Origin of the sequence: Lysinibacillus sp. RS11, from assembly GCF_042019215.1 — a bacterium.
Classification (GTDB): Bacteria; Bacillota; Bacilli; order Bacillales_A; family Planococcaceae; genus Lysinibacillus; species Lysinibacillus xylanilyticus_A.
On record NZ_CP168124.1, the window covers coordinates 1,869,157 to 1,889,063 of the forward strand.

Genomic DNA, 19,907 nt, shown 5'->3' on the forward strand with positions numbered 1-19,907 from the left:
AACAGCCTATACGAGGGGGAATAAAGAATTGAAATTGGAACGTTTTTCTTTTAAAGAAGATTTATACACACGTGCAATAGATATGATAGTACAAGCTAAAAAAAGCGGTGCTACAACGTTCGGGCTAGCTACAGGTGGTACGATGGAACCGCTGTATGCTAAAATCCGTGAAATCGATGTTGATTTTTCCAATTGTATTAGCTTTAATTTAGACGAATATGTTGGACTAGGTGCTAAACATGAACAAAGCTATGCATGTTATATGGATCAACATTTATTTCGGAATAAACCATTTAAAGAATCCTATTTACCGAATGGTTTAGCGGATCATCCAGCAGAGGAAGCGGCACGCTATGAATCTTTATTACAGCAGCATACATTAGATTTTCAATTGCTTGGCATCGGACAAAACGGTCATATCGGTTTCAATGAACCAGGAACGCCATTTGATTCTTTCACACATCTTGTGACGCTTGCACAATCAACTCGCCAAGCAAATGCACGCTTCTTTGAATCAATCGATGAAGTTCCAACCCAAGCATTGACGATGGGGATTCAATCCATTATGCGCGCAAAGTGTATTTTGTTAATCGCTGTCGGAGAAGCAAAGCGTGATGTATTAGAACGTGTGCTTGCGTCTGAGTATACTGAAGATGTACCAGCAAGTGTTTTATCGCAACATCCAAATGTTATTATTCTAACAGATTTGCAAGTAGAGGAGCATTCACACAAGTAGCTGTTAACTAAACGTTTTTGACGATGAAATAAGATAAAAAAGTAGTTGGAGATACAAGTAAATGTAGACCTTCAACTACTTTTTTTGCTTAGATTTTCTGATATAAATAAAATAAATCGACAAACGAACGGTTAATGCTTTGTTGAAAAAAGACATAAAAAGGTTTCAAGACGTAAATAGATTTCGATATAATGAATGAAAAACTAGAGAGGCCTATTTATGGAAACAGAATGGTTACGAACTTTTATTGTTGCTGCGAAAACAGAGAATTTTCGTGAGACGGCAGAACAACGTTTTATTACGCAATCGACAGTATCGAAGCATATGCAGCATCTAGAAAAAGAACTTCAAACAACACTTTTTGAAAGACAGGGTAAGCACGTGAAATTAAATCGTATTGGTGCCCATTTTTTACTACAAGCAGAGAAAATGATTGCGACAATTGATGAAGGATTACAAAATACTGCGTCCTTTATGGATGGGTATACGTCTCAGTTAACAATTGGTGCTGCACCTCAAATCGCCAATTCCACATTACCAGTAATCATTCACGTATTTCAGCAGCAAAGACCTTCCATTCAAATCACGATCGAACTGTTAAAATCCAATGAAATCGGAGAAGCGGTATACGCAGGCGTAGTAGATATCGGTTTATCAAAATTGACATCGACTCGAGACATTCTAGCAGTCCAACTCGCGCAGGAACCACTTCAATTAATTGCTCCGATGTCAAAAAGAGCGACAGATGCACTGACTCTTTTACAGCAGGAAATTATTTTAACACATGAATACGCACCTTACTGGCAAGACATACAGCAAGTATTGCAACAATTCCCAAGCTATAAAAGCATGCATATCAATCAAACAGAGGTCATCAAAAACTTCGTCAAACAAGGATTAGGTATCGCTTTTTTACCAAAGAGTGTGATCGAGGCGGAATTTCAGCAGCAATTGCTTCATAGCTATTCGGTACAGGAGTTTTCCCATATTGTATCGAACACTTATTTTTTATCAAAATATTTGTCAGCGGATATTGAGGCCTTCTTAGCCGTTTGCCATTCCGTCTACAATGGGGCGGCTTTAGACTAGCGTGTCTAAATTTTTAATGAGCTTTTTTACTTAGACATCATTTGGTCAACGTTTTTCTACAATCAACATTGTAAAGCAAATCTGCATCATTTATTCATATATTCCTTTTATAATAGATCAATCGGTGAGTTATACAATTAAAAATAGAAGGTGTTTCTAGATGTATAGTATGATGTCGAAAATAAGTCAGTTTATAAGCGGACCTATTTCAATATTTTTAAATTCCTATGAACATTCTCCGTTCATTATGGCCATTCTACTTGGATTAATAGGCGCATTAGCACCTTGTCAGTTAACGGGGAATATAAGTGCTATCACTTTTTATGGGAATCGAGCAATTCAAATGAAAAGTAATTGGCAAGAAATTATGTTTTTTATACTGGGGAAAGTCGTGGTATTTAGTTTTATCGGCTTTTTCGCTTGGTTATTTGGACAGTCCTTTGAAACGAAGATAACTAAGTATTTTCCTATTTTTCGCCAAGTAATTGGTCCGATACTGCTGATCACAGGACTCGTGTTGATTGGCATTTTAAAACTAAAATTCCTGAATCGAATTCCTTCGTTTATTCCGTCCGTGTTAAAAGAGGGGAAACTTGGCTCCTTTCTGATGGGCGCTAGTTTTTCCATTGCCTTCTGTCCTACGATGTTTGTGTTATTTTTCGTGTGGTTAATGCCAACAGTCGCAACCTCTTCGTATGGTTTCGCTTTGCCAGCCATTTTTGGTTTAGCAACCTCTGTGCCACTTCTGGTAATGCTAGGGCTTATTCATTTATTTGATGCAAAAAGGCTCATTATGCGGACAAGCATGAAAATGGGGAGAGTGATTCAGATCGTTGCGGGTATTATTCTGATCATTTTAGGTATAACCGATACGATTACATACTGGGGATTGTACTGAAGAGGGAGGAGTTAAAAAACGCTGTCAAATTTGAATAGATTATCATAGAGCTCAAAATATAAATGTAGAAAGTGTGAAAAAAATGATGAGTGCAACATTATTATTTATCCTCGCAGGAATAGGCGAAATTGGAGGTGGCTATTTAATATGGCTTTGGTTAAGAGAAGGTAAACCATTTTATTGGGGGATTATAGGTGGTATTGTGTTGGCTTTATACGGGGTTGTCGCAACTTTTCAATCCTTCCCGACCTTTGGAAGGGTTTATGCAGCCTACGGAGGTGTCTTTATTGTTCTTTCTATTTTATGGGGTTGGGGAATAGACGGCAAAAAACCCGATGTCTTGGATTGGGTTGGGGCAGGCATTTGTTTAATTGGCGTAATGGTTATTTTATTACCTCGGTCATAACTTGGAAAAATATTATCTTATAAAATTTCTTTTGATTAATAATTTCTCTGTACCTTCACAATTTGAGTAAAATCATGATTGTGAAGGAATTTTTATTTTAAAATAAAAATTTAATGGAAAAAATAAAAATTTTTGTAACGAATCCTATTTAATATCTATATATAAGTGTCACCGTTAAAAGTCTAGTGAGAGGAGGAAGGAAAGTGGAGAATTTAAGTGAAATATACAAATCTTATGCAGATGAAGTAAAACGGTTTCTTATTTGTTTAACAACTAATGTCGATTTAGCTGAGGAACTGACGCAAGAAACCTTTTATCAAGCTGTAAAGTCAATTGAGCGATATAACGGTGAATGTAAGATGTCTGTTTGGTTATGTCAGATTGCAAAGCATACATACTATAATCATTTAAAAAAGGAAAAACGTCAAAGCCATATGAGTGTGGAACAAATGATGGAAATGGGGTTGGATGTTCCATCTAATGTGGAATCACCAGACGTGAAACTTGCCAAACGTAATACATTTATTTCATTACATAGAGAAATTCATCTATTAAAAGAACCGTATCGTGAAATATTTTTACTTAGAACTTCCGTCAATCTTAGCTTCAAAGAAATTGGAGAGATATTCGATAAAAGTGAGAACTGGGCAAGGGTAACATATTATCGAGCCAAATTAGAATTGGTAGAAAGGATCCGAGGTGATCAGAATGAACTGTAATATTATAAAGGATTTATTACCCTCTTATATTGATGGTATTTGTAGTGAAGATACTACAAAAGTTGTCGAGGAACATTTACAACATTGTGAAGAGTGTCGTTTGTATCTAGAATTAATGGAGCAGCCAACAAATGATATGCTGCCAGAAGAAGTAATGGTAGCAAAAGCGCCATTTAAAAAAATTAATAAAAAGCGTCGTATACAAGTTTTAGTTACCATTTTGATTACTTTTATTTTCACAACTATAGGCTATAGTGTTGTTCAAAATGTGGGAGCTGTACATCAAATCTTTTTTCCAATGAGCACTGCTACTGTAAATTTAGATGATGATAAAAAAGAGTGGACTACATTATATTTTGACGACAAAGATTATTTAAAATTTGATAGTATTTTTTGGAACAAGGAAATCGTTAATGATGCAAATAGTAATAGTGATGTAATTTTAAGAATAAAAGATGAAAATGGCCATGTTGTAGTAGATGAATTTAAGATATCCCCTGGGAAAAGCGTGAAATTGGATGGACTAAAGAAAAATATAAAATATTCTTTCGAAATGAAGGCTAAAAAAGGACAGTTTTTCATTAACGTAGTTTGAAACCTAGAAAGTTGCTTTAAAAAGAGAGATATTTAAAGCCTTTAAATTCTCAAAAAATAGAAAGAACGTAAAAATTCTCAATTGAAAATATACGTTCTTTTTACAGGCGTGTTGATTAAGAAAAAATAGGTTTATTATTGAGCGATAAAAAGATTTTTTTGTTGCTATTTTGCTTATATATCCCCATTTTTAACTGATTGTAGCGTAGGGCTACTTGACTCCCGCGGGAAAGCGAGTAGCCCGTAACGGAAATCAGAGCCTTCATATTAATGCAGGTGGATAAAAATGGTTAATTAACACACCTGTTCTTTTTGTTTACTTTTATTTTCACTGTATCGTTTTTATTGATACTTTCACAGAACAACAGTAATTTACTTTTTAATTGCAACAAATCGTAATCGCCTATAATCAGCAATCCATTGATTATCCTGATAAGACATAGGCTTTAATAATTCTTCACACTTTGCATAGATCTGTTCTTTTTCAGCTTCTGATAAATGCTGGAGCATATTATTGCTGAACATCACTAGCCAATTACGTAGCCCATCGTCACCTTGAAGTGAGGTTGGACGTTCATATAGCGTAATCATTTCAACCGTAAAACCAGCATCTTCTAATTTCGACTGGTATTCTTCTAAAGTAGGGAAGTACCATGGGAAATATTCCTCTATATAAGACAGATTTAATGCCTCCATACTTTTTTGTAGTGCCCATACAATAGAAGCGATATTACCGTATCCACCCATTTCAGCAACGAACCGGCCACCTTGTTTAAGTGCAGTGTAAATATTTTGAATGACTTCATCCGGCTGCTTCATCCAATGGAGTGCAGCGTTTGAGAAGACTGCATTAAATTGATTTGTCATATGAAGTGCGGCAGCATCCATTGTGTAAAACGTAATGTCTGGGTATTTTTGCTGTGCAGCGATAATCATGTCGTGGGAGGCATCGATCCCTTGCACATTGGCACCAAGTCCTGCAATATCACGTGCTAAATCACCTGTGCCACAACCAACATCTAAAACTTCTTCATTTTCTTGAGGGGCAAGTAAGTCCACTAAGCTTCCTCCAAATTTTGAAACAAAGTCATGCTTTTGATCATATAAATTGGCATTCCATGTTGTTGTCATTTCTCTTCATCTCCTTTGTTTGAGCATAACAGAGAGTGTAGGTGAACAGAAATGCGGAAAATGATCAGTTTTGATTCCACATTGGAATATAGAAGGGGGCAGGCTATGTACGGTAGCGCCATGATCGTTTACCTGCATTAGCGATAACGGCTCCTTCATTAAATAGTCAATTCGGTTTTAAGAAAAGTTACTATATCATTCCAATCTTCTATTGGAGCATTTTTTTCATATTTAAAAGTGCCAAAATTCACATGAGCATCTGGTTCATCTTCATAAAGTGAAAATTCTCGTATTAACTTGCCATTTTCTATTACTATTAGTTCTGCATTAAAATCCTCATCGTAGTATGCATAAGTAACAGAATGATCCATTGCAAGTTCCAGCCAAGATTCATTTGTTAAACCAAAGAACGCTTCTCCTTCTATGTCTACAAAATATGTCCATTCATCTTCATGTTCTGCAATATGTCCTGATTGATCAATTTCCTCATCTATCCAATGGCAATATCTTTTTTTGGCTTCTTCTAACGGTAAATTCATTTTAAAACAACATGTTCTCATTTCTATTTACACCTCTATGTAATGACGATTATTAATTGACAGTTTAACATGGAAGATACTCAACAAAAAAGGTAGCTGACGTTTTCATCAGCTACCAATCTTATTTTTCAAGCTTCGTTAATGTTTTACCACTCCAACCAAAGATGATTGTTAAAATTGGTCCGAGTAGACAGAAGAAGGTATATGGCAGGTAAGAAGTTGTTGGTATATCTAGTACACTAGCAATAAAAATACCACAAACACTCCACGGAACAAGAGGGTTAACTACAGTACCTGCGTCCTCCATGACACGAGATAGATTTTTAGGGGCAAGTCCAACCTTCTCAAATTGAGCTTTAAATGCTTCCCCAGTAAGAAGGATGGATAAATATTGCTCACCAATTAATGTGTTGACACCAATTCCTGTAATGGCAGCGCCTGTAATAACAGAGCCAGCACTTTTAAAGAAACCTTCCACCTTCGATAAAATACTTTGAATAATGCCGAGCGTAAATAATAGACCACCCATTGTTAATGCTAATAAAACTAAGGCAATTGTAAATAGCATACTGTTCATACCACCACGTGTCAGTAATGCATCTACGTCTTTATTACCAGTATTAGAGACATAGCCATCAAAAAGCATTTTGAATACATTCGACAGTGCAATCGGTTCTTGTATGTAGGCAATTCCAATACCAATAATTGAAACGACTGCAAGTGTAATTAGTGCGGGTGCTTTATAAAATGTCATAATAACAAGAACAACAATTGGTAATAATGTATACCAATGAACAAGCCCAGTTGACAGTAATCCCTCTTTAAATTGCTCAACTGTTTCAAATGAAGTATCTGCTCCTGTTGGCGATAAAATTGCATAAAGAACAAATGATATTAAGAAAGCTGGAATCGTTGTCCAACCCATATTTTTAATATGCTCGAAAAGGTCTACGCCAACTGTACCTGAGGCAAGATTTGTTGTATCTGATAGCGGAGACATTTTATCTCCAAAGAAAGCTCCGGACACAATCGCACCGGCTGTTATAGCTAAAGAGATGTCCATTGCACCTGCAATCCCCATAAAAGCAACGCCCACAGTCGCAACTGTTGTTAATGAACTACCAACAGAAATACCAACGATACTACAAATCAAAAATACGATGGCAAAGAAAAAGCTTGGTGAAACCGTTAAGAAACCGTAGTAGATAAGCGTTGGGATTGTGCCACCCATAATCCAACTTGAAATTAAAATACCAATAAAGAAGAAAATAAAAACAGCTCCAAGACCAGCACTGGCACCTGCCACCATACCAGCTTCAAGCTCACGAAAAGGAACTTTTTTTAGTAATCCATAGGCAATTAAAAGCGAAATGACAAGTAAAATAGGTATATGGGGTGTCGCTTGTAAATACCCAATACTGAACGCCATCGTGGCAATAATTAATAATATAATGAAGCTTGCCTCGATAAATCGAGGGTTACTTTTTGCTTCAATTCGAAACATGCTAATCCTCCTAACAATCACTTCTTCGCTTCAATGCGGTGAAGCCCAAAAGTATTATAGCATGCACATAAATTTTGTCAATTGATTGAAAATTACGTCAGTTCAATTAGTATAGTCCCAAACTTTCTTGAAAACCGTATAAGTTGCAACTAGGAAGAGCATAACAAGCGTCAGAGGCTTTAAAATAGCTGGTGAAACAAGGTGTATGGTGTATGCACCAATGAACGAGTAAAAAAAGAATTATTTTCGCAATCTTTTTAAAGTCAACCATGTTAGCCATTATTTGTCATAACGCGAGAAATGGCAATAAGTAACAATGAACACTAGACATATTTATGTAAAAATCGTTTACAATTCCTTAACATTTGTAACGGTGAAAAAATTGAAGAGAAAAAAGTTTTTTCAAGTATTTTTATTAAAATAAAAGAAAAAACGGTAATATTTAAAGAAAATATGGTGATTTTTATCGTTAGATTACCAACGTTTTCAACTTGGAAAAGTACTAAAAAATAAATGTGGCAATTTTTATATTACATTTTTGTAAATTCAACTCGTTTATGTTTAAAAAAATGTAGAATTGTGTAAAAGTTTTGTTATGATGATTGCAGAAATCCACTATATTCTTTCAACAGGAGGAACAATATGTTCAACTCAAACAAGCAAGATCCATTTTTTAAGGCGTTATTAAACATTTCTAAAAATGTTAATGAAGGCATTTACTATGCACATAATGCACGTATTCAAGATATAGATGCGCTGAAAGAAATCGCAGATACAATGAAACAATATGAAAAAAGTGGAGATAAATTGATTCATGAGCTGATCGTCATGCTGAATAAATCATTTATGACGCCTATCGAGCGCGAGGATATTTTAGCGCTTGCCAATAAATTAGATGATGTTATTGACGGCATGGAAGGCTGTATTGCTCACTTTGATATGTATAATTTAACTGAAGTGACAGAGCCGATGCGTCAATTCCTAACATATATTGCAAAAAGTACAGATGAAATGGTACAAGCAATGGAACTATTAAATAATAAAAAGCTTGTGGAAATGCGTAAACATGCGATTCAAATTAAAGATTATGAGCGTGAATGTGATGAAATTTTCCGTTCTTCAATGAAGCAATTATTTATCCAGGAAAAAGATCCAATGCGTATCATCGTGTTCAAAGATATTTACGAACAATTTGAAGATATTGCAGACTACTGTCAAACAGTAGCAAATACAATTGAAACAATAATTATGCGTAACGCGTAAGATGGAGTGTACGAAATGGATACGATATTACTAATAACAATATTAATCGTTATATTCGCACTTGTGTTCGATTTTATTAACGGTTTCCATGATACAGCCAACGCGATCGCAACTTCTGTATCAACAAGAGCTTTGAAGCCGCGAACAGCAGTATATATGGCAGCGGGTATGAACTTCATCGGGGCTATTACATTTGTTGGGGTAGCGAAAGCATTGACAAAGGATATTGTTGACCCATACAGCTTGAATGCTTTTGATGGAGATACTACAGGTTCTGTCGTTATTTTAGCGGCATTATTTTCAGCGATCACATGGAATTTAGTAACGTGGTACTTTGGAATTCCGTCTAGTTCATCGCATACATTGATTGGTTCTGTGGCAGGGGCGGCTATTGCAGCGGCAGGTTTTGACGCTTTGAATTACAGCGGCTTTATAAAAATCCTTCAAGCGCTTATCTTCTCACCATTACTTGCGTTTGCAGCTGGTTTCTTAATGATGTCTTTATTTAAAGTTATATTCAAGGATATGAATTTATATCGAACGAATAAAGGTTTCCGTACGATGCAAATTGGTACAGCAGCTTTACAATCATTTACTCACGGTACTAACGATGCGCAAAAGGCGATGGGGATTATTACGCTCGCTTTAATTGCAGGAGGCTTACATCAAGGTGACGATATTCCTTTCTGGGTACGTTTTGCAGCAGCATGTGCGATGGGTCTTGGTACATCAGTAGGTGGTTATAAAATCATCAAAACAGTTGGTGGTAAGATCATGAAAATTCGTCCAGTAAATGGGGTTGCAGCTGACCTTGCTTCTGCATCTATCATTTTTGGAGCGACATTAATTCACTTACCAGTTTCTACAACACATGTTATTTCTTCATCCATCATGGGGGTAGGAACAGCACATCGTGTTAAAGGTGTTAAATGGGGCATGGCACGAAAAATTGTGACAACATGGGTGATCACAATGCCAATTTCTGCAGTCATGGCAGGAGCTATTTATTACTTATTAAGTTTATTTTTCTAACATAATGAGAGGGAATGCACAATTTACGTGCATTCCCTTTTTTGATTTGATTAATTGATAGCGACGAGCAGAGTGACCGGAAGATAGGGCGAAGTGACGGAAAGGCTGAGCAGAACGAAAGAAGGCGACGGAAAGGCCAGGTAGAACGACGGAAAGAAAGGGCGAAGCGACGGATAGCTCGAGCATAGCGACGGATAGAAAAGAAGGCGACGGAAAGAAAGGGCAGAGTGACGGAAAGAAAACCCGAAGCGACGGATAGCTTGAGCAGAACGACGGATAGAAAAGAAGGCGACGGAAAGTTCAGGCAGAACGACGGAAAGAAAGGCCGAAGCGACGGATAGCTCGAGCAGAACGACGGATAGAAAAGAAGGCGACGGAAAGTTCAGGCAGAACGACGGAAAGAAAGGGCGAAGCGACGGATAGCTTGAGCATAGCGACGGATAGAAAAGAAGGCGACGGAAAGAAAGGACAGAGTGACGGAAAGAAAGGGCGAAGCGACGGATAGCTCGAACAGAACGCCGGATAGAAAAGAAGGCGACGGAAAGTTCAGGTAGAACGACGGAAAGAAAGGACAGAGTGACGGAAAGAAAGGGCGAAGCGACGGATAGCTCGAGCAGAACGACGGATAGAAAAGAAGGCGACGGAAAGTTCAGGCAGAACGACGGAAAGAAAGGGCAGAGTGACGGAAAGAAAGGGCGAAGCGACGGATAGCTCGAACAGAACGACGGATAGAAAAGAAGGCGACGGAAAGTTCAGGCAGAACGACGGAAAGAAAGGGCGAAGCGACGGATAGCTCGAGCAGAACGACGGATAGAAAAGAAGGCGACGGAAAGTTCAGGCAGAACGACGGAAAGAAAGGCCAAAGCGACGGATAGCTCGAGCAGAACGACGGAAAGAAAAGAAGGCGACGGAAAGGCCAGGTAGAACGACGGAAAGAAAGGGCAGAGTGACGGAAAGAAAGGCCGAAGCGACGGATAGCTCGAACATATCGACGGATAGAAAAGAAGGCGACGGAAAGGTCAGGTAGAACGACGGAAAGAAAGGACCGAGTGACTGAAAGAAAACCCGAAGCGACGGATAGAAAAGAAGGCGACGGAAAGTTCAGGCAGAACGACGGAAAGAAAGGCCGAAGCGACGGATAGCTTGAGCATAGCGACGGATAGAAAAGAAGGCGACGGAAAGGCCAGGTAGAACGACGGAAAGAAAGGGCAGAACGACGGAAAGAAAGGACCGAGTGACTGAAAGAAAACCCGAAGCGACGGATAGCTCGAGCAGAACGACGGATAGAAAAGAAGGCGACGGAAAGTTCAGGCAGAACGACGGAAAGAAAGGCCGAAGCGACGGATAGCTCGAACATATCGACGGATAGAAAAGAAGGCGACGGAAAGTTCAGGCAGAACGACGGAAAGAAAGGACCGAGTGACGGAAAGAAAGGCCGAAGCGACGGATAGCTCGAGCAGAACGACGGAAAGAAAAGAAGGCGACGGAAAGGCCAGGCAGAACGACGGAAAGAAAGGGCAGAGTGACGGAAAGAAAACCCGAAGCGACGGATAGCTCGAGCAGAACGACGGATAGAAAAGAAGGCGACGGAAAGTTCAGGCAGAACGACGGAAAGAAAGGCCGAAGCGACGGATAGCTCGAGCAGAACGACGGATAGAAAAGAAGGCGACGGAAAGTTCAGGCAGAACGACGGAAAGAAAGGACCGAGTGACGGAAAGAAAGGCCGAAGCGACGGATAGCTCGCCCTGCTCTCCGGATAGCTCGAGCAGAACGACGGAAAGGCCGCCCTGCTCGACGGATAGCCAGATTGAATCGACGGATAGCAAAATCTATGGTAATTATAAAGAAAGTGTAAAGTTCAGATAAAAAGATTTTTTACATAGTAAGGTTAGTACAGGAGGAAAACAGATGAGAGAAAAGCTATTACTGATTGAGGATGATATGGCGATTGGACGTATTGTAAAGGATACGCTTGAACAAGAGGGTTACCTAGTTACTTGGGCAACGACAGGGCTTGAAGGACTAGCAGATTTTCAAGCAAATACATTCGATTTAGTATTAGTCGATTGGATGTTACCTGAGATGGATGGCCTAACTGTTTGCCAAAATATTCGCTGGCAAAGTGATCTGCCAATTTTAATGATGAGTGCGCGTAAGGAAGAGGCAGATAAGGTTGAGGGCTTGCAGGGCGCTGATGATTATATAGCAAAACCGTTTAGCTTAGAGGAGTTAAAGGCACGTGTAGCCTCTCACTTACGTCGCTGGAAACGTTATAACAAAAAGGAAATATCAGAAGATGTTACATCCTTTACACACGGCTTAAAGATTGATTGGCAAAAGGAAACAGTGCGCCTTGATGAAGAAGAGCTTGCCTTAACACAGAAGGAATTTGCACTATTAAAACTACTGGCGAAAAATCCAAGCCAAACTTTTTCAAAAGAAGAGCTCTATCAGCATATTTGGCAACAGGCAAGCGTAGTTGAAACACATACAGTCACTGTACATATAAAGGCGCTACGAGAAAAGCTAAAAGACCCAGTCAAAACGCCGTATTATATACAAACGGTATGGGGCAAGGGCTACTGCTTTATTGGGGAACCGCTATAAAAATTAAAACTTGGTTACTCATCACTTTTTTTATCGTGATGATTTTACCTATAGCTGGTGCATATGGCCTTTATGTGTGGATTAACGCCTATTATCAAGATAAAAACTTTAGTGAGTATATCGAAAAGTGGACAGAACTTAATCAGGTAAAATCTGTACTCAACAATCCTGTGTATTATAAAAAAAATGCAGATATAAAAGATATTGAAGTACTAACCAATGATCAGTTAGCCATTACACTGTATTTGAATTCTGGCTATGTTTTGTATTCCTCAAATCCATTGAATTCGGGATTTGTATCGAAAGATCGTATGTTTAAAGATTTATACGATTTAAAGCAAAGGTACAATGCCTTTACGTATAAAGAACCTGTTTATCAAGATGGGAAATTTCTTGGGGTATATGAAATTCAATTAGTTAGGACGGATTGGGTAAAAGGCGTAGAAAGTCGTTCTTGGCTTGTAATAGCTGGCTCTATATTATTATTTCTCCTAATTTATTTTGCAGTAATGATGCTGCTTAACCGTAAATTAAATCGGCCGTTGCATGAATTGATGCGGCAAATGCGAGCTTTTGCAAAGGGGGAGCATGCGGAATCGAATTTAGGGGTAAGAAAAGATGAAATTGGGGAGCTTGCTCAAACCTTTCTTGCTATGCAGGATGAAATAGAAACTGCGCGTGGTCACTTAAAAGCTGAACAACAGCAAAAGGAACTAATGATTGCTAGCATTTCCCATGATTTAAAAACACCGCTTACAGCTATTCAAGCATATGCAGAATCTTTGCAAAGCGAGGCGTTATTAGAAGAACAGCAAGTCGAGTACCGACAGATTATTTTAACGAAGGCTGACATAATGAAGCAGATGTTAGAGGATTTACTAATGTACACTTTATTTCAATCTACAAGCTATCATTTAGAGCTAGTTGAAGTAGATGGGGAAGAATTTTTTGAAATGGCACTGTCGGATTACGAGCATCTATGTGAGAATGAAGGATTTACGCTTTCAGTTACTTGTGACATAGAGGGGATCTATGCAGTACATCCGAAGCAGCTTCAACGTGTGATCGACAATTTAATAAGTAATGCTTGGCGCTATGGGGAAATAGGTACAACGATAGGTTTAGCAGCTGTAAATGTAGGGAAATGTCCTATATGGTGCTTTGATTTTGTAGTACCAGCACTGGCAAAGCAAGATGGCATGTATATTATTGTGCAAAATAGCGGGCAAGGTGTAAATAAAGAAAATATTGAGAAGTTATTTGAACCGATGTACCAAGCAGATACAGCGCGAACTAAGGCTGGAGAGCGAGGCACTGGGCTAGGTTTAAATATTGCAAAACAAATAATAGAAAAGCATGGTGGGACAGTAGAGCTTATATCTAAAGAAGGCTATGGCACAGCTGTATTATGCTGGTTGCCACCATTTAAAGGAGAAATATGATCATGAATTGGAAAAAATCATTACGTGCAGCAGGTTTAGTTGCCGTACTAACATTTAGCTTGGTAGGTTGTAACACCGAGGCATCGTATTCACCACAGGAAATTATTGATCAAGCGTTGCAGGAAACGAAAGAACCACTTACTTACTACGGTGAATACACAATGGATATGGGCGAGGCTGGTGGAAAAGCTCAAATCAAAGAGTGGACTAAAGATGGGAAACGACGTATTGAGATCATAGGTGAAAATGGAGAGAACAGCATTGCAGTCAACGATGGTTCACAAATTATTACGTATGATGTCAAAGCAAATAAAGCTTTAAAGATGGATATTTCTAAGGATGCATTGAACGCGTTTCCGTCACCTAGAGAACAGGCAGAGACATTGTTTAATTTAGTAAAAGATACGCATGATATATCGATTGCAGGCGAAGAGAAAATTGCTGGAAGAGATACTTACAAACTTGTAGCGAAAGTCAAAAAAGATGATACTTTATTTGGCGATATGGAAGTTTGGGTTGATAAAAAAACATGGCTGACATTAAAAATGACAATGAACAGCGCAGGCAATAAAACAACGACTGAATATACAAAAATGAATGAAAGTGCAAAAATTGATGATACACAATTTACAATTGATTTACCAAAGGATGTAAAAGTGGAAGAAATAACTGTCGAAGAACCTGAATCAGTGACACTGGATGTAGTGAAAGAACAGCTAGGTGAATTTTTAATGGTGCCAGAAGAAAATGGTATTACTTTAGAGGAGATTTTATTAGATAAAGGGCTAGAAGATCGACCAGAGTACACTTTCAATTATGTAAAGAATGGTCAACAAGAAATTTCAGTAACGGTTTTTAAAGCGAATAGTAGTGTTACTGAGGAAGAGCCTATTTTTGGTGAAAAAGAAATGGACATCCGAGGTCAAAAAGGTACTGTCATGGACGAGAGTAAATTCCGTTATATTGGCTGGCAAGAAAAGGGCTATCAATATGGCATTATGATGGTAAACCCAGAGCTAACAATTGAAGACCTTGCCGCTTATGCAAAACAAATGACCGTTGTAAAGTGAGGTGAATTGTATGGAGAGGAATGAATTTATAAAATGTCTCGCGTTGTTTTTATTTAGTACAGCTTTTTTATATGGTGTAGGTGAAACATATGACGTTGCATGGCTGCAATTTCATTTCTTTGGACAATACAATGAAGCAGGATTTTATTTTAGCTTTAGTTCTTTAATCCCTATACTTGGTGGTATACTGATTGTTGCATTATATGAAACGATGATTAAGCGACTTATTTAACTCCTTTTAGCGGGTGTCCAAACATCCGCTGAGCCTCCGGACGCAATTATACCGAGGCATAATTGATGACGATTAGAAAATCCATACAAGTGTGGATTTTCTTTTTTTATGTTTATTTAAATTAATGTTATAATATGTAAAAAACTTCAAGGGAGGGTTGTAAATGGCTTGTGAGAGAGTAGAAACCGAATATTTTACTTTGCATACTTTAGATGCCGGTGTATTTGCCGCCATTGCTAAACCAGGTAAAGGTGCTTGGAGTAATGCAGGAATAGTTGATTTAGGTGAGGAGCTTCTTGTTTTTGACTCATTAAGTACTCCCTCTGCTGGGAAAGAGTTAAGACGCCAAGCAGAAAGTTTAACTGGTAAGAAGGTAAAGTACTTGATTAATAGTCATTATCATGGAGATCACGTTTTTGGGAATCAAGTATTTTTGGATACAACGATTATTTCAACATATGAAACACAGAAATTGTGTAAAGAAAAAAATAGTATGGAGGATTTAGAGAATGAAGAGAAGGAAATGAAACAATATCTTCTTCAGCTAAAAAATCAAATTGATTCAACAAAAGACAACATTTTACAAGCAAGCCTAATCAACCAATATCAAGAAATGTCGAAAGTGTTGGATGACTTATCGCAATTACAAATTGTGTTACCATCCTTGTTGTTTAAAGAAAAATTGACCATCAATGGTGCCGATCGATCGGTGGAATTATACTGTTTAGGCGGGGGACATTCACCAAGTGATACATTTATGTACCTACCAAAAGAAAAGATAGCATTTATGGGTGATATAGCGACAGAAGACTTGCATGTACCGATTGATAACCCTGTGGAATTTTTGTCTATTTTACAGCAAGTTAAACAAATGGATATAGATACAATTGTACCTGGTCATGGAAGCGTTACTAATTTGGCTTTGTGTAATACATTAATCGATTATTTATCTTTTTTGACTCAAAGCTCAAAAGAGGCAATTCAACGAAAATTGCCAGTGGAAGACTTTATTTCTGCATTTGAAATCCCTAAAAAGTATAAAGAATGGAAGGGTGTAAACGGGATTAAAATGAATCTTAAAACAATCTACACGTACCTTCAAAAAAACTAAAAAATCCACTGATAAAAAAGTGGATTTTTTAGCGTCAGCGGAATAAACCCGCTTGCATCGCTGATAAACCCGCTTACATCGCTGATAAAAGTACCAAAATCGCTGATAAACCCGCTTACATCGCTGATAAAAGTACCAAAATCGCTGATAAACCCGCTCACATCGCTGATAAAAGTACCAAAATCGCTGATAAACCCGCTCGCATCGCTGATAAAAGTACCAAAATCGCTGATAAACCCGCTTACATCGCTGATAAAAGTACCAAAATCGCTGATAAACCCGCTCACATCGCTGATAAAAGTACCAAAATCGCTGATAAACCCGCTTACATCGCTGATAAATCTATCAAAACCGCTGATTTAAGCGATTTGCTGTAAATGAGTTTTAGTAAAGGCTTCATCATATTTTAATCCATAGCCTAGTGCACGATCTAAAAAGATATGTGCCAACCAAATAATAGAGCCCATTAGTAGTGGTGTAGATATAGTGACGAAGCCAATAATCAGGAGAAGGGCTGGTAGCATGAAACTATGACCAATATTGTAAAATAAAGCGCCAACTTTTGTGTTGATCATGTAGCCTAACATGCTTACATCAGGTAGTAATAAAAACAAGACAAAATATACGAACGAAAATTCAAAATGCCAGTAGAAAAATACAGTTACTAAAAACGCTATTACATATTCTATAGAAATAATTTTACGTAGTTTCATAATGACCACGACCTTCCTGTAATTTTTTATACATATCCTCGATAAGTGAGCCGATCACCAGTTTATTTTCCGCATATTTTCCTTCAGCTAATAATGTTCGAGTGAGCTGTAAGGATTGTAATGCCTGCTGATAAAACAGTAATTGTTGTTCAATGTGAGTGATCTTGCTAGAGAAGAGCTGTACTGTTTCTTGATTGCAGGAATCTGAAACAGGCTTTTGCTCTAGAGAGAGTAGTTGTTTGATTTCTTGTAATGTAAAGCCAAGCTGCCTTAATACTAGAATAAATTTAATTGTATGTTCACAAGTGACATCATACACTCGATAGCCATTGTCCTGTTTATTGGGATGTAGTAATCCTTCTTTTTCATAGTAACGCACGGTATCAGTGGATACATGATACTTAGTGGCAAACTGCTTGATTTGCATATGAACACCTCCTAAATTTATCCTAACATTGGAGTATGCTCCAAGGTCAAGGCTATATTTTAAATTTTTTGAAAAGAAGTGAAACGGTCGTTTAATGGAAGCGTGGAAGGTGATAGTAGGTATTGAAGAATCTTTGCAAGTCTCTAAAAGAAGGGGCTTGTTTTTATATGTCAGGAAATTTTAGTTTTTATACGGTCATAAAAATACGAGTCTATTTACATAGGCTAAAAAATTTTTATCGGGAGAAATTAATCCTTATATCTTATTTTTAGGTAAAATTTGCTTATTAAATTGAAAATAATGTGCCAGAAGAATTGTAATATTTTACACATGAAGATAGTATTAAAGAAGTGAGGGTTAATATGAGGGGGCGCAGTATGAACACACAAGAATTTGAAGAATTATGGATTACGCTAAATGAATTATATAATGCGAATCGCTTTTTAGAATATATAGAATTAAGTAGCGCCGCAATTGAAAGTGCCATTGAGCTTGGTATGTATAAAAAAGCAATCCTTTTATTACGCTATCGCTGTGCAAGCTATTTTCAAACAGGTGATTTGCAAGTTTCCATTAGTGTACTTGAGCAATATCGTGAATTAACCTTTCAATATGGTGATGATATTGATTTAATCCATCATTATATTTTAGCGTCTATCTATTGGGGGACATTTGGTCATTTAAAGAAATCTGAAGAGTTTATGATCAAGGGACTAAATATTGCCGAGCGTATTCAGCATGTAGAAAGCATGGGGAAAATTTATAATAATTTAAGTGATTTAGAAATTACATCAGGGAATTATCATAAGGCAAAAGAGTTTGCTTTAATGAGCCTAAACTACGCCAATGCTATAGAAACGAAGGATAATAAGCCTTATACAGGAATTATTCATCCCAAATTAAACTTAGCAGTTGCTAAAATTTGGTTGGGAGAATTTTATGAAGCATATGAAATACTGCAAGAGTTACTGATGAAGATTCAGAAACCACCGTATTCCAAGGTTCAATTGGAGGTTATGAATGCCTATGCTTTACTTTGTGAAAAACAAGGACGTTTTGGCGAGGCAATTGATTGGTATCAAAAATCGAAGTATTATGCCTTAGAGAATAATGATTTATCTTTGCTTCAAACGATCTACAACTCATTAGTGAGACTAATAGAAGAGCAAGGTAATAAAATTGTTTTATGCTCGATACAAAAGGAATATATTAACATTTTACTGGAAATACAAAGGGAGAATTATACACATGGGTTATTTGAGATGGAGTACAATGACCAGAAGAAGCAATTTGAAAAAACTTCTTATATTGATCCATTAACGAATATTTATAATCGTCGTTATTTTGATGAGAATGCAGAAAAAATGGTGGAAAAAGCTTCATTAGATAATCAGCAACTAGCGCTATTGATGATTGATTTAGACCATTTTAAAGTAATTAATGATACAAATGGTCATTTATGTGGGGATGATGCATTGACCATTACCGCGGCGACATTAAAGGAATTTTTTCATCCGTTTGAGTCGATTGTCGCTCGCTTTGGAGGAGATGAGTTTATTGTCCTTATCGAATTAAAGAAGAACGAATCTGTTCAAACGATGGCAGAAAATCTTTATCAAACATTGACTTCTTTGTCCTTAATAATGAATGGTGAGGTCGTTCATTTGGAATTTAGTATCGGTGTAAGTACAAATAATAAAGGGCAGATTACTGAGGTTGGGGAACTAATTCATAATGCAGATCTAGCACTCTATACGTCAAAGCGAAATGGACGAAACCAAATTACAATTAATAATCATTATAGTGAAGTGGGGAATAGTTGATAATAGAAAAGGGGGTACCTAATATGGTACTGAACCCCAAAAGTTAGACGTAAATTGGAGGGGAAAAAAACTCTCCAATTTTTTATTTAATTATTTCGATTACTGCATCAAAATATTGCTCCATAAAACTAACTTGTTCCCAAATTTCCTCAACTGAAAATTCTTCATTTGGTAAAGCAACTACCCATTTATCCTCGATATCATCATTTCTATGAATGATGGCGACTAAATTTCCAGTGAATGATTCGAGTGGTTCTTGCTTTTTTTTTGAGATGATATATGCATCTTGTTCTTCACCATCACCACCTATCAGATCAGGGATATAACCATAATTAATTGGGTAAACATTGTTATAATGATCAACGTATCCAATCGGCCTATCTACCGTTACGATTAATTCAATAGACTTCATTTTAAGCAATCATCCTTTCGCGATATTCTAAAGGACTACAACTATTGGGCTTTGATTGTATCCTTCTTGATTATAGCACTCAAAATCATCTTGATAATATCATCAAAAGAACGGCTCGATGTTCGCCGCAAGAACAGAGTTGCTATAGCGAAAAGCGTC

The 19,907-nt window shown here is 37.4% G+C and carries 24 protein-coding genes; 14 read left to right on the top strand and 10 right to left on the bottom strand.

The window, feature by feature from the left end:
- The first annotated feature begins 28 nt into the window (after positions 1 to 28).
- The 6 genes from AB9L17_RS09320 (at position 29) to AB9L17_RS09345 (ending at position 4,443) form a co-directional block, all read left to right on the top strand.
- A complete protein-coding gene (locus AB9L17_RS09320) occupies positions 29 to 736 on the top strand; it encodes a glucosamine-6-phosphate deaminase (protein ID WP_375200455.1) in 708 nt (235 codons plus the stop codon).
- A gap of 219 nt (positions 737 to 955) precedes the next feature.
- Positions 956 to 1,825, top strand: coding sequence for a LysR family transcriptional regulator (locus tag AB9L17_RS09325; protein WP_375200456.1), 870 nt, complete (start codon positions 956 to 958; stop codon positions 1,823 to 1,825).
- Between the two features lie 160 nt (positions 1,826 to 1,985).
- Positions 1,986 to 2,723 carry a sulfite exporter TauE/SafE family protein gene (locus tag AB9L17_RS09330; RefSeq protein ID WP_375200457.1) on the top strand — a complete coding sequence of 246 codons (738 nt, stop codon included), beginning with the start codon at positions 1,986 to 1,988 and terminating at the stop codon, positions 2,721 to 2,723.
- 85 nt (positions 2,724 to 2,808) lie between these two features.
- Positions 2,809 to 3,129 (top strand): YnfA family protein, encoded by a 321-nt coding sequence (locus tag AB9L17_RS09335; protein ID WP_223554988.1) that lies wholly within the window; start codon positions 2,809 to 2,811, stop codon positions 3,127 to 3,129.
- 203 nt (positions 3,130 to 3,332) lie between these two features.
- Entirely contained in the window at positions 3,333 to 3,848 is a 516-nt protein-coding gene (locus tag AB9L17_RS09340) for an RNA polymerase sigma factor (RefSeq protein ID WP_375200458.1), read from the top strand.
- Positions 3,838 to 4,443, top strand: coding sequence for a zf-HC2 domain-containing protein (locus AB9L17_RS09345; protein WP_375200459.1), 606 nt, complete (start codon positions 3,838 to 3,840; stop codon positions 4,441 to 4,443). The genes AB9L17_RS09340 and AB9L17_RS09345 overlap by 11 nt, the downstream gene beginning before the upstream one ends.
- Positions 4,444 to 4,814: 371 nt before the next feature.
- On the opposite strand, the gene AB9L17_RS09350 is transcribed toward AB9L17_RS09345, so the two are convergent.
- The 3 genes from AB9L17_RS09350 to nhaC form a co-directional block, all read right to left on the bottom strand.
- Positions 4,815 to 5,573 carry a class I SAM-dependent methyltransferase gene (locus tag AB9L17_RS09350; protein WP_375200460.1) on the bottom strand — a complete coding sequence of 253 codons (759 nt, stop codon included), beginning with the start codon at positions 5,571 to 5,573 and terminating at the stop codon, positions 4,815 to 4,817.
- A 158-nt stretch (positions 5,574 to 5,731) separates the two neighbouring features.
- On the bottom strand, positions 5,732 to 6,133 hold the full coding sequence (locus tag AB9L17_RS09355) for a hypothetical protein (RefSeq protein ID WP_375200461.1): 402 nt from the start codon (positions 6,131 to 6,133) through the stop codon (positions 5,732 to 5,734).
- Positions 6,134 to 6,233: 100 nt separating this feature from the next.
- Positions 6,234 to 7,616 (bottom strand): Na+/H+ antiporter NhaC, encoded by a 1,383-nt coding sequence (gene nhaC, locus AB9L17_RS09360; protein ID WP_223554886.1) that lies wholly within the window; start codon positions 7,614 to 7,616, stop codon positions 6,234 to 6,236.
- Between the two features lie 642 nt (positions 7,617 to 8,258).
- On the opposite strand from nhaC, the gene AB9L17_RS09365 reads away from it, so the two are divergent.
- Both AB9L17_RS09365 and AB9L17_RS09370 read left to right on the top strand, forming a co-directional pair.
- A complete protein-coding gene (locus AB9L17_RS09365; protein ID WP_068985607.1) occupies positions 8,259 to 8,879 on the top strand; it encodes a DUF47 domain-containing protein in 621 nt (206 codons plus the stop codon).
- Positions 8,880 to 8,894: 15 nt separating this feature from the next.
- Complete coding sequence (locus AB9L17_RS09370; protein WP_068985606.1) at positions 8,895 to 9,911, top strand: inorganic phosphate transporter; 1,017 nt, start codon at positions 8,895 to 8,897, stop codon at positions 9,909 to 9,911.
- Positions 9,912 to 10,211: 300 nt separating this feature from the next.
- On the opposite strand, the gene AB9L17_RS09375 is transcribed toward AB9L17_RS09370, so the two are convergent.
- From AB9L17_RS09375 to AB9L17_RS09385, 3 genes are all read right to left on the bottom strand, one after another.
- Positions 10,212 to 10,343 (bottom strand): hypothetical protein, encoded by a 132-nt coding sequence (locus AB9L17_RS09375; RefSeq protein ID WP_375200462.1) that lies wholly within the window; start codon positions 10,341 to 10,343, stop codon positions 10,212 to 10,214.
- A 217-nt stretch (positions 10,344 to 10,560) separates the two neighbouring features.
- Positions 10,561 to 11,268: a hypothetical protein gene (locus AB9L17_RS09380; protein WP_375200463.1), complete on the bottom strand. Its 708-nt coding sequence runs from the start codon at positions 11,266 to 11,268 to the stop codon at positions 10,561 to 10,563.
- 238 nt (positions 11,269 to 11,506) lie between these two features.
- On the bottom strand, positions 11,507 to 11,737 hold the full coding sequence (locus AB9L17_RS09385; RefSeq protein ID WP_375200464.1) for a hypothetical protein: 231 nt from the start codon (positions 11,735 to 11,737) through the stop codon (positions 11,507 to 11,509).
- Positions 11,738 to 11,819: 82 nt separating this feature from the next.
- Between AB9L17_RS09385 and AB9L17_RS09390 the strand changes: the two genes are divergently transcribed.
- The 5 genes from AB9L17_RS09390 to AB9L17_RS09410 all read left to right on the top strand — a co-directional run bounded on the left by AB9L17_RS09390 (position 11,820) and on the right by AB9L17_RS09410 (position 16,373).
- Positions 11,820 to 12,518, top strand: coding sequence for a response regulator transcription factor (locus AB9L17_RS09390; protein ID WP_068985605.1), 699 nt, complete (start codon positions 11,820 to 11,822; stop codon positions 12,516 to 12,518).
- Positions 12,479 to 13,960, top strand: a complete 1,482-nt coding sequence (locus AB9L17_RS09395; protein WP_375200465.1) for a HAMP domain-containing sensor histidine kinase — start codon at positions 12,479 to 12,481, stop codon at positions 13,958 to 13,960. Before AB9L17_RS09390 ends, AB9L17_RS09395 begins: the two co-directional genes overlap by 40 nt.
- 2 nt (positions 13,961 to 13,962) lie before the next feature.
- Positions 13,963 to 15,030 (top strand): LolA family protein, encoded by a 1,068-nt coding sequence (locus AB9L17_RS09400; RefSeq protein ID WP_375200466.1) that lies wholly within the window; start codon positions 13,963 to 13,965, stop codon positions 15,028 to 15,030.
- A 10-nt stretch (positions 15,031 to 15,040) separates the two neighbouring features.
- Positions 15,041 to 15,262, top strand: a complete 222-nt coding sequence (locus tag AB9L17_RS09405) for a hypothetical protein (RefSeq protein WP_068985602.1) — start codon at positions 15,041 to 15,043, stop codon at positions 15,260 to 15,262.
- A gap of 163 nt (positions 15,263 to 15,425) precedes the next feature.
- Positions 15,426 to 16,373 carry an MBL fold metallo-hydrolase gene (locus AB9L17_RS09410; RefSeq protein WP_223554881.1) on the top strand — a complete coding sequence of 316 codons (948 nt, stop codon included), beginning with the start codon at positions 15,426 to 15,428 and terminating at the stop codon, positions 16,371 to 16,373.
- Here the strand turns inward: AB9L17_RS09410 and AB9L17_RS09415 are convergent.
- The 3 genes from AB9L17_RS09415 to AB9L17_RS09425 all read right to left on the bottom strand — a co-directional run bounded on the left by AB9L17_RS09415 (position 16,370) and on the right by AB9L17_RS09425 (position 17,513).
- On the bottom strand, positions 16,370 to 16,660 hold the full coding sequence (locus tag AB9L17_RS09415) for a hypothetical protein (RefSeq protein WP_375200467.1): 291 nt from the start codon (positions 16,658 to 16,660) through the stop codon (positions 16,370 to 16,372). The genes AB9L17_RS09410 and AB9L17_RS09415 overlap by 4 nt on opposite strands.
- Before the next feature lie 72 nt (positions 16,661 to 16,732).
- Complete coding sequence (locus AB9L17_RS09420; RefSeq protein WP_223554877.1) at positions 16,733 to 17,086, bottom strand: DUF4260 domain-containing protein; 354 nt, start codon at positions 17,084 to 17,086, stop codon at positions 16,733 to 16,735.
- Positions 17,073 to 17,513, bottom strand: coding sequence for a MerR family transcriptional regulator (locus AB9L17_RS09425; RefSeq protein WP_068985599.1), 441 nt, complete (start codon positions 17,511 to 17,513; stop codon positions 17,073 to 17,075). The genes AB9L17_RS09420 and AB9L17_RS09425 overlap by 14 nt, the downstream gene beginning before the upstream one ends.
- A 377-nt stretch (positions 17,514 to 17,890) precedes the next feature.
- On the opposite strand from AB9L17_RS09425, the gene AB9L17_RS09430 reads away from it, so the two are divergent.
- Positions 17,891 to 19,336, top strand: coding sequence for a tetratricopeptide repeat-containing diguanylate cyclase (locus AB9L17_RS09430; RefSeq protein ID WP_068985598.1), 1,446 nt, complete (start codon positions 17,891 to 17,893; stop codon positions 19,334 to 19,336).
- Positions 19,337 to 19,418: 82 nt separating this feature from the next.
- On the opposite strand, the gene AB9L17_RS09435 is transcribed toward AB9L17_RS09430, so the two are convergent.
- Complete coding sequence (locus tag AB9L17_RS09435) at positions 19,419 to 19,748, bottom strand: inorganic diphosphatase (RefSeq protein ID WP_068985597.1); 330 nt, start codon at positions 19,746 to 19,748, stop codon at positions 19,419 to 19,421.
- Between the last annotated feature and the right edge of the window lie 159 nt (positions 19,749 to 19,907).

Bases quoted from the DNA above. Each gene is read 5' to 3' on its own strand.
- AB9L17_RS09325 (WP_375200456.1), top strand. From the start codon at position 956: ATGGAAACAGAATGGTTACGAACTTTTATTGTTGCTGCGAAAACAGAG.
- AB9L17_RS09330 (WP_375200457.1), top strand. From the start codon at position 1,986: ATGTATAGTATGATGTCGAAAATAAGTCAGTTTATAAGCGGACCTATT.
- AB9L17_RS09335 (WP_223554988.1), top strand. From the start codon at position 2,809: ATGAGTGCAACATTATTATTTATCCTCGCAGGAATAGGCGAAATTGGA.
- AB9L17_RS09345 (WP_375200459.1), top strand. From the start codon at position 3,838: ATGAACTGTAATATTATAAAGGATTTATTACCCTCTTATATTGATGGT.
- AB9L17_RS09350 (WP_375200460.1), bottom strand. From the start codon at position 5,573: ATGACAACAACATGGAATGCCAATTTATATGATCAAAAGCATGACTTT.
- AB9L17_RS09355 (WP_375200461.1), bottom strand. From the start codon at position 6,133: ATGAGAACATGTTGTTTTAAAATGAATTTACCGTTAGAAGAAGCCAAA.
- nhaC (WP_223554886.1), bottom strand. From the start codon at position 7,616: ATGTTTCGAATTGAAGCAAAAAGTAACCCTCGATTTATCGAGGCAAGC.
- AB9L17_RS09365 (WP_068985607.1), top strand. From the start codon at position 8,259: ATGTTCAACTCAAACAAGCAAGATCCATTTTTTAAGGCGTTATTAAAC.
- AB9L17_RS09370 (WP_068985606.1), top strand. From the start codon at position 8,895: ATGGATACGATATTACTAATAACAATATTAATCGTTATATTCGCACTT.
- AB9L17_RS09375 (WP_375200462.1), bottom strand. From the start codon at position 10,343: ATGCTCAAGCTATCCGTCGCTTCGCCCTTTCTTTCCGTCGTTCTGCCT.
- AB9L17_RS09380 (WP_375200463.1), bottom strand. From the start codon at position 11,268: ATGTTCGAGCTATCCGTCGCTTCGGCCTTTCTTTCCGTCGTTCTGCCT.
- AB9L17_RS09390 (WP_068985605.1), top strand. From the start codon at position 11,820: ATGAGAGAAAAGCTATTACTGATTGAGGATGATATGGCGATTGGACGT.
- AB9L17_RS09395 (WP_375200465.1), top strand. From the start codon at position 12,479: ATGGGGCAAGGGCTACTGCTTTATTGGGGAACCGCTATAAAAATTAAA.
- AB9L17_RS09400 (WP_375200466.1), top strand. From the start codon at position 13,963: ATGAATTGGAAAAAATCATTACGTGCAGCAGGTTTAGTTGCCGTACTA.
- AB9L17_RS09405 (WP_068985602.1), top strand. From the start codon at position 15,041: ATGGAGAGGAATGAATTTATAAAATGTCTCGCGTTGTTTTTATTTAGT.
- AB9L17_RS09410 (WP_223554881.1), top strand. From the start codon at position 15,426: ATGGCTTGTGAGAGAGTAGAAACCGAATATTTTACTTTGCATACTTTA.
- AB9L17_RS09420 (WP_223554877.1), bottom strand. From the start codon at position 17,086: ATGAAACTACGTAAAATTATTTCTATAGAATATGTAATAGCGTTTTTA.
- AB9L17_RS09425 (WP_068985599.1), bottom strand. From the start codon at position 17,513: ATGCAAATCAAGCAGTTTGCCACTAAGTATCATGTATCCACTGATACC.
- AB9L17_RS09430 (WP_068985598.1), top strand. From the start codon at position 17,891: ATGAACACACAAGAATTTGAAGAATTATGGATTACGCTAAATGAATTA.
- AB9L17_RS09435 (WP_068985597.1), bottom strand. From the start codon at position 19,748: ATGAAGTCTATTGAATTAATCGTAACGGTAGATAGGCCGATTGGATAC.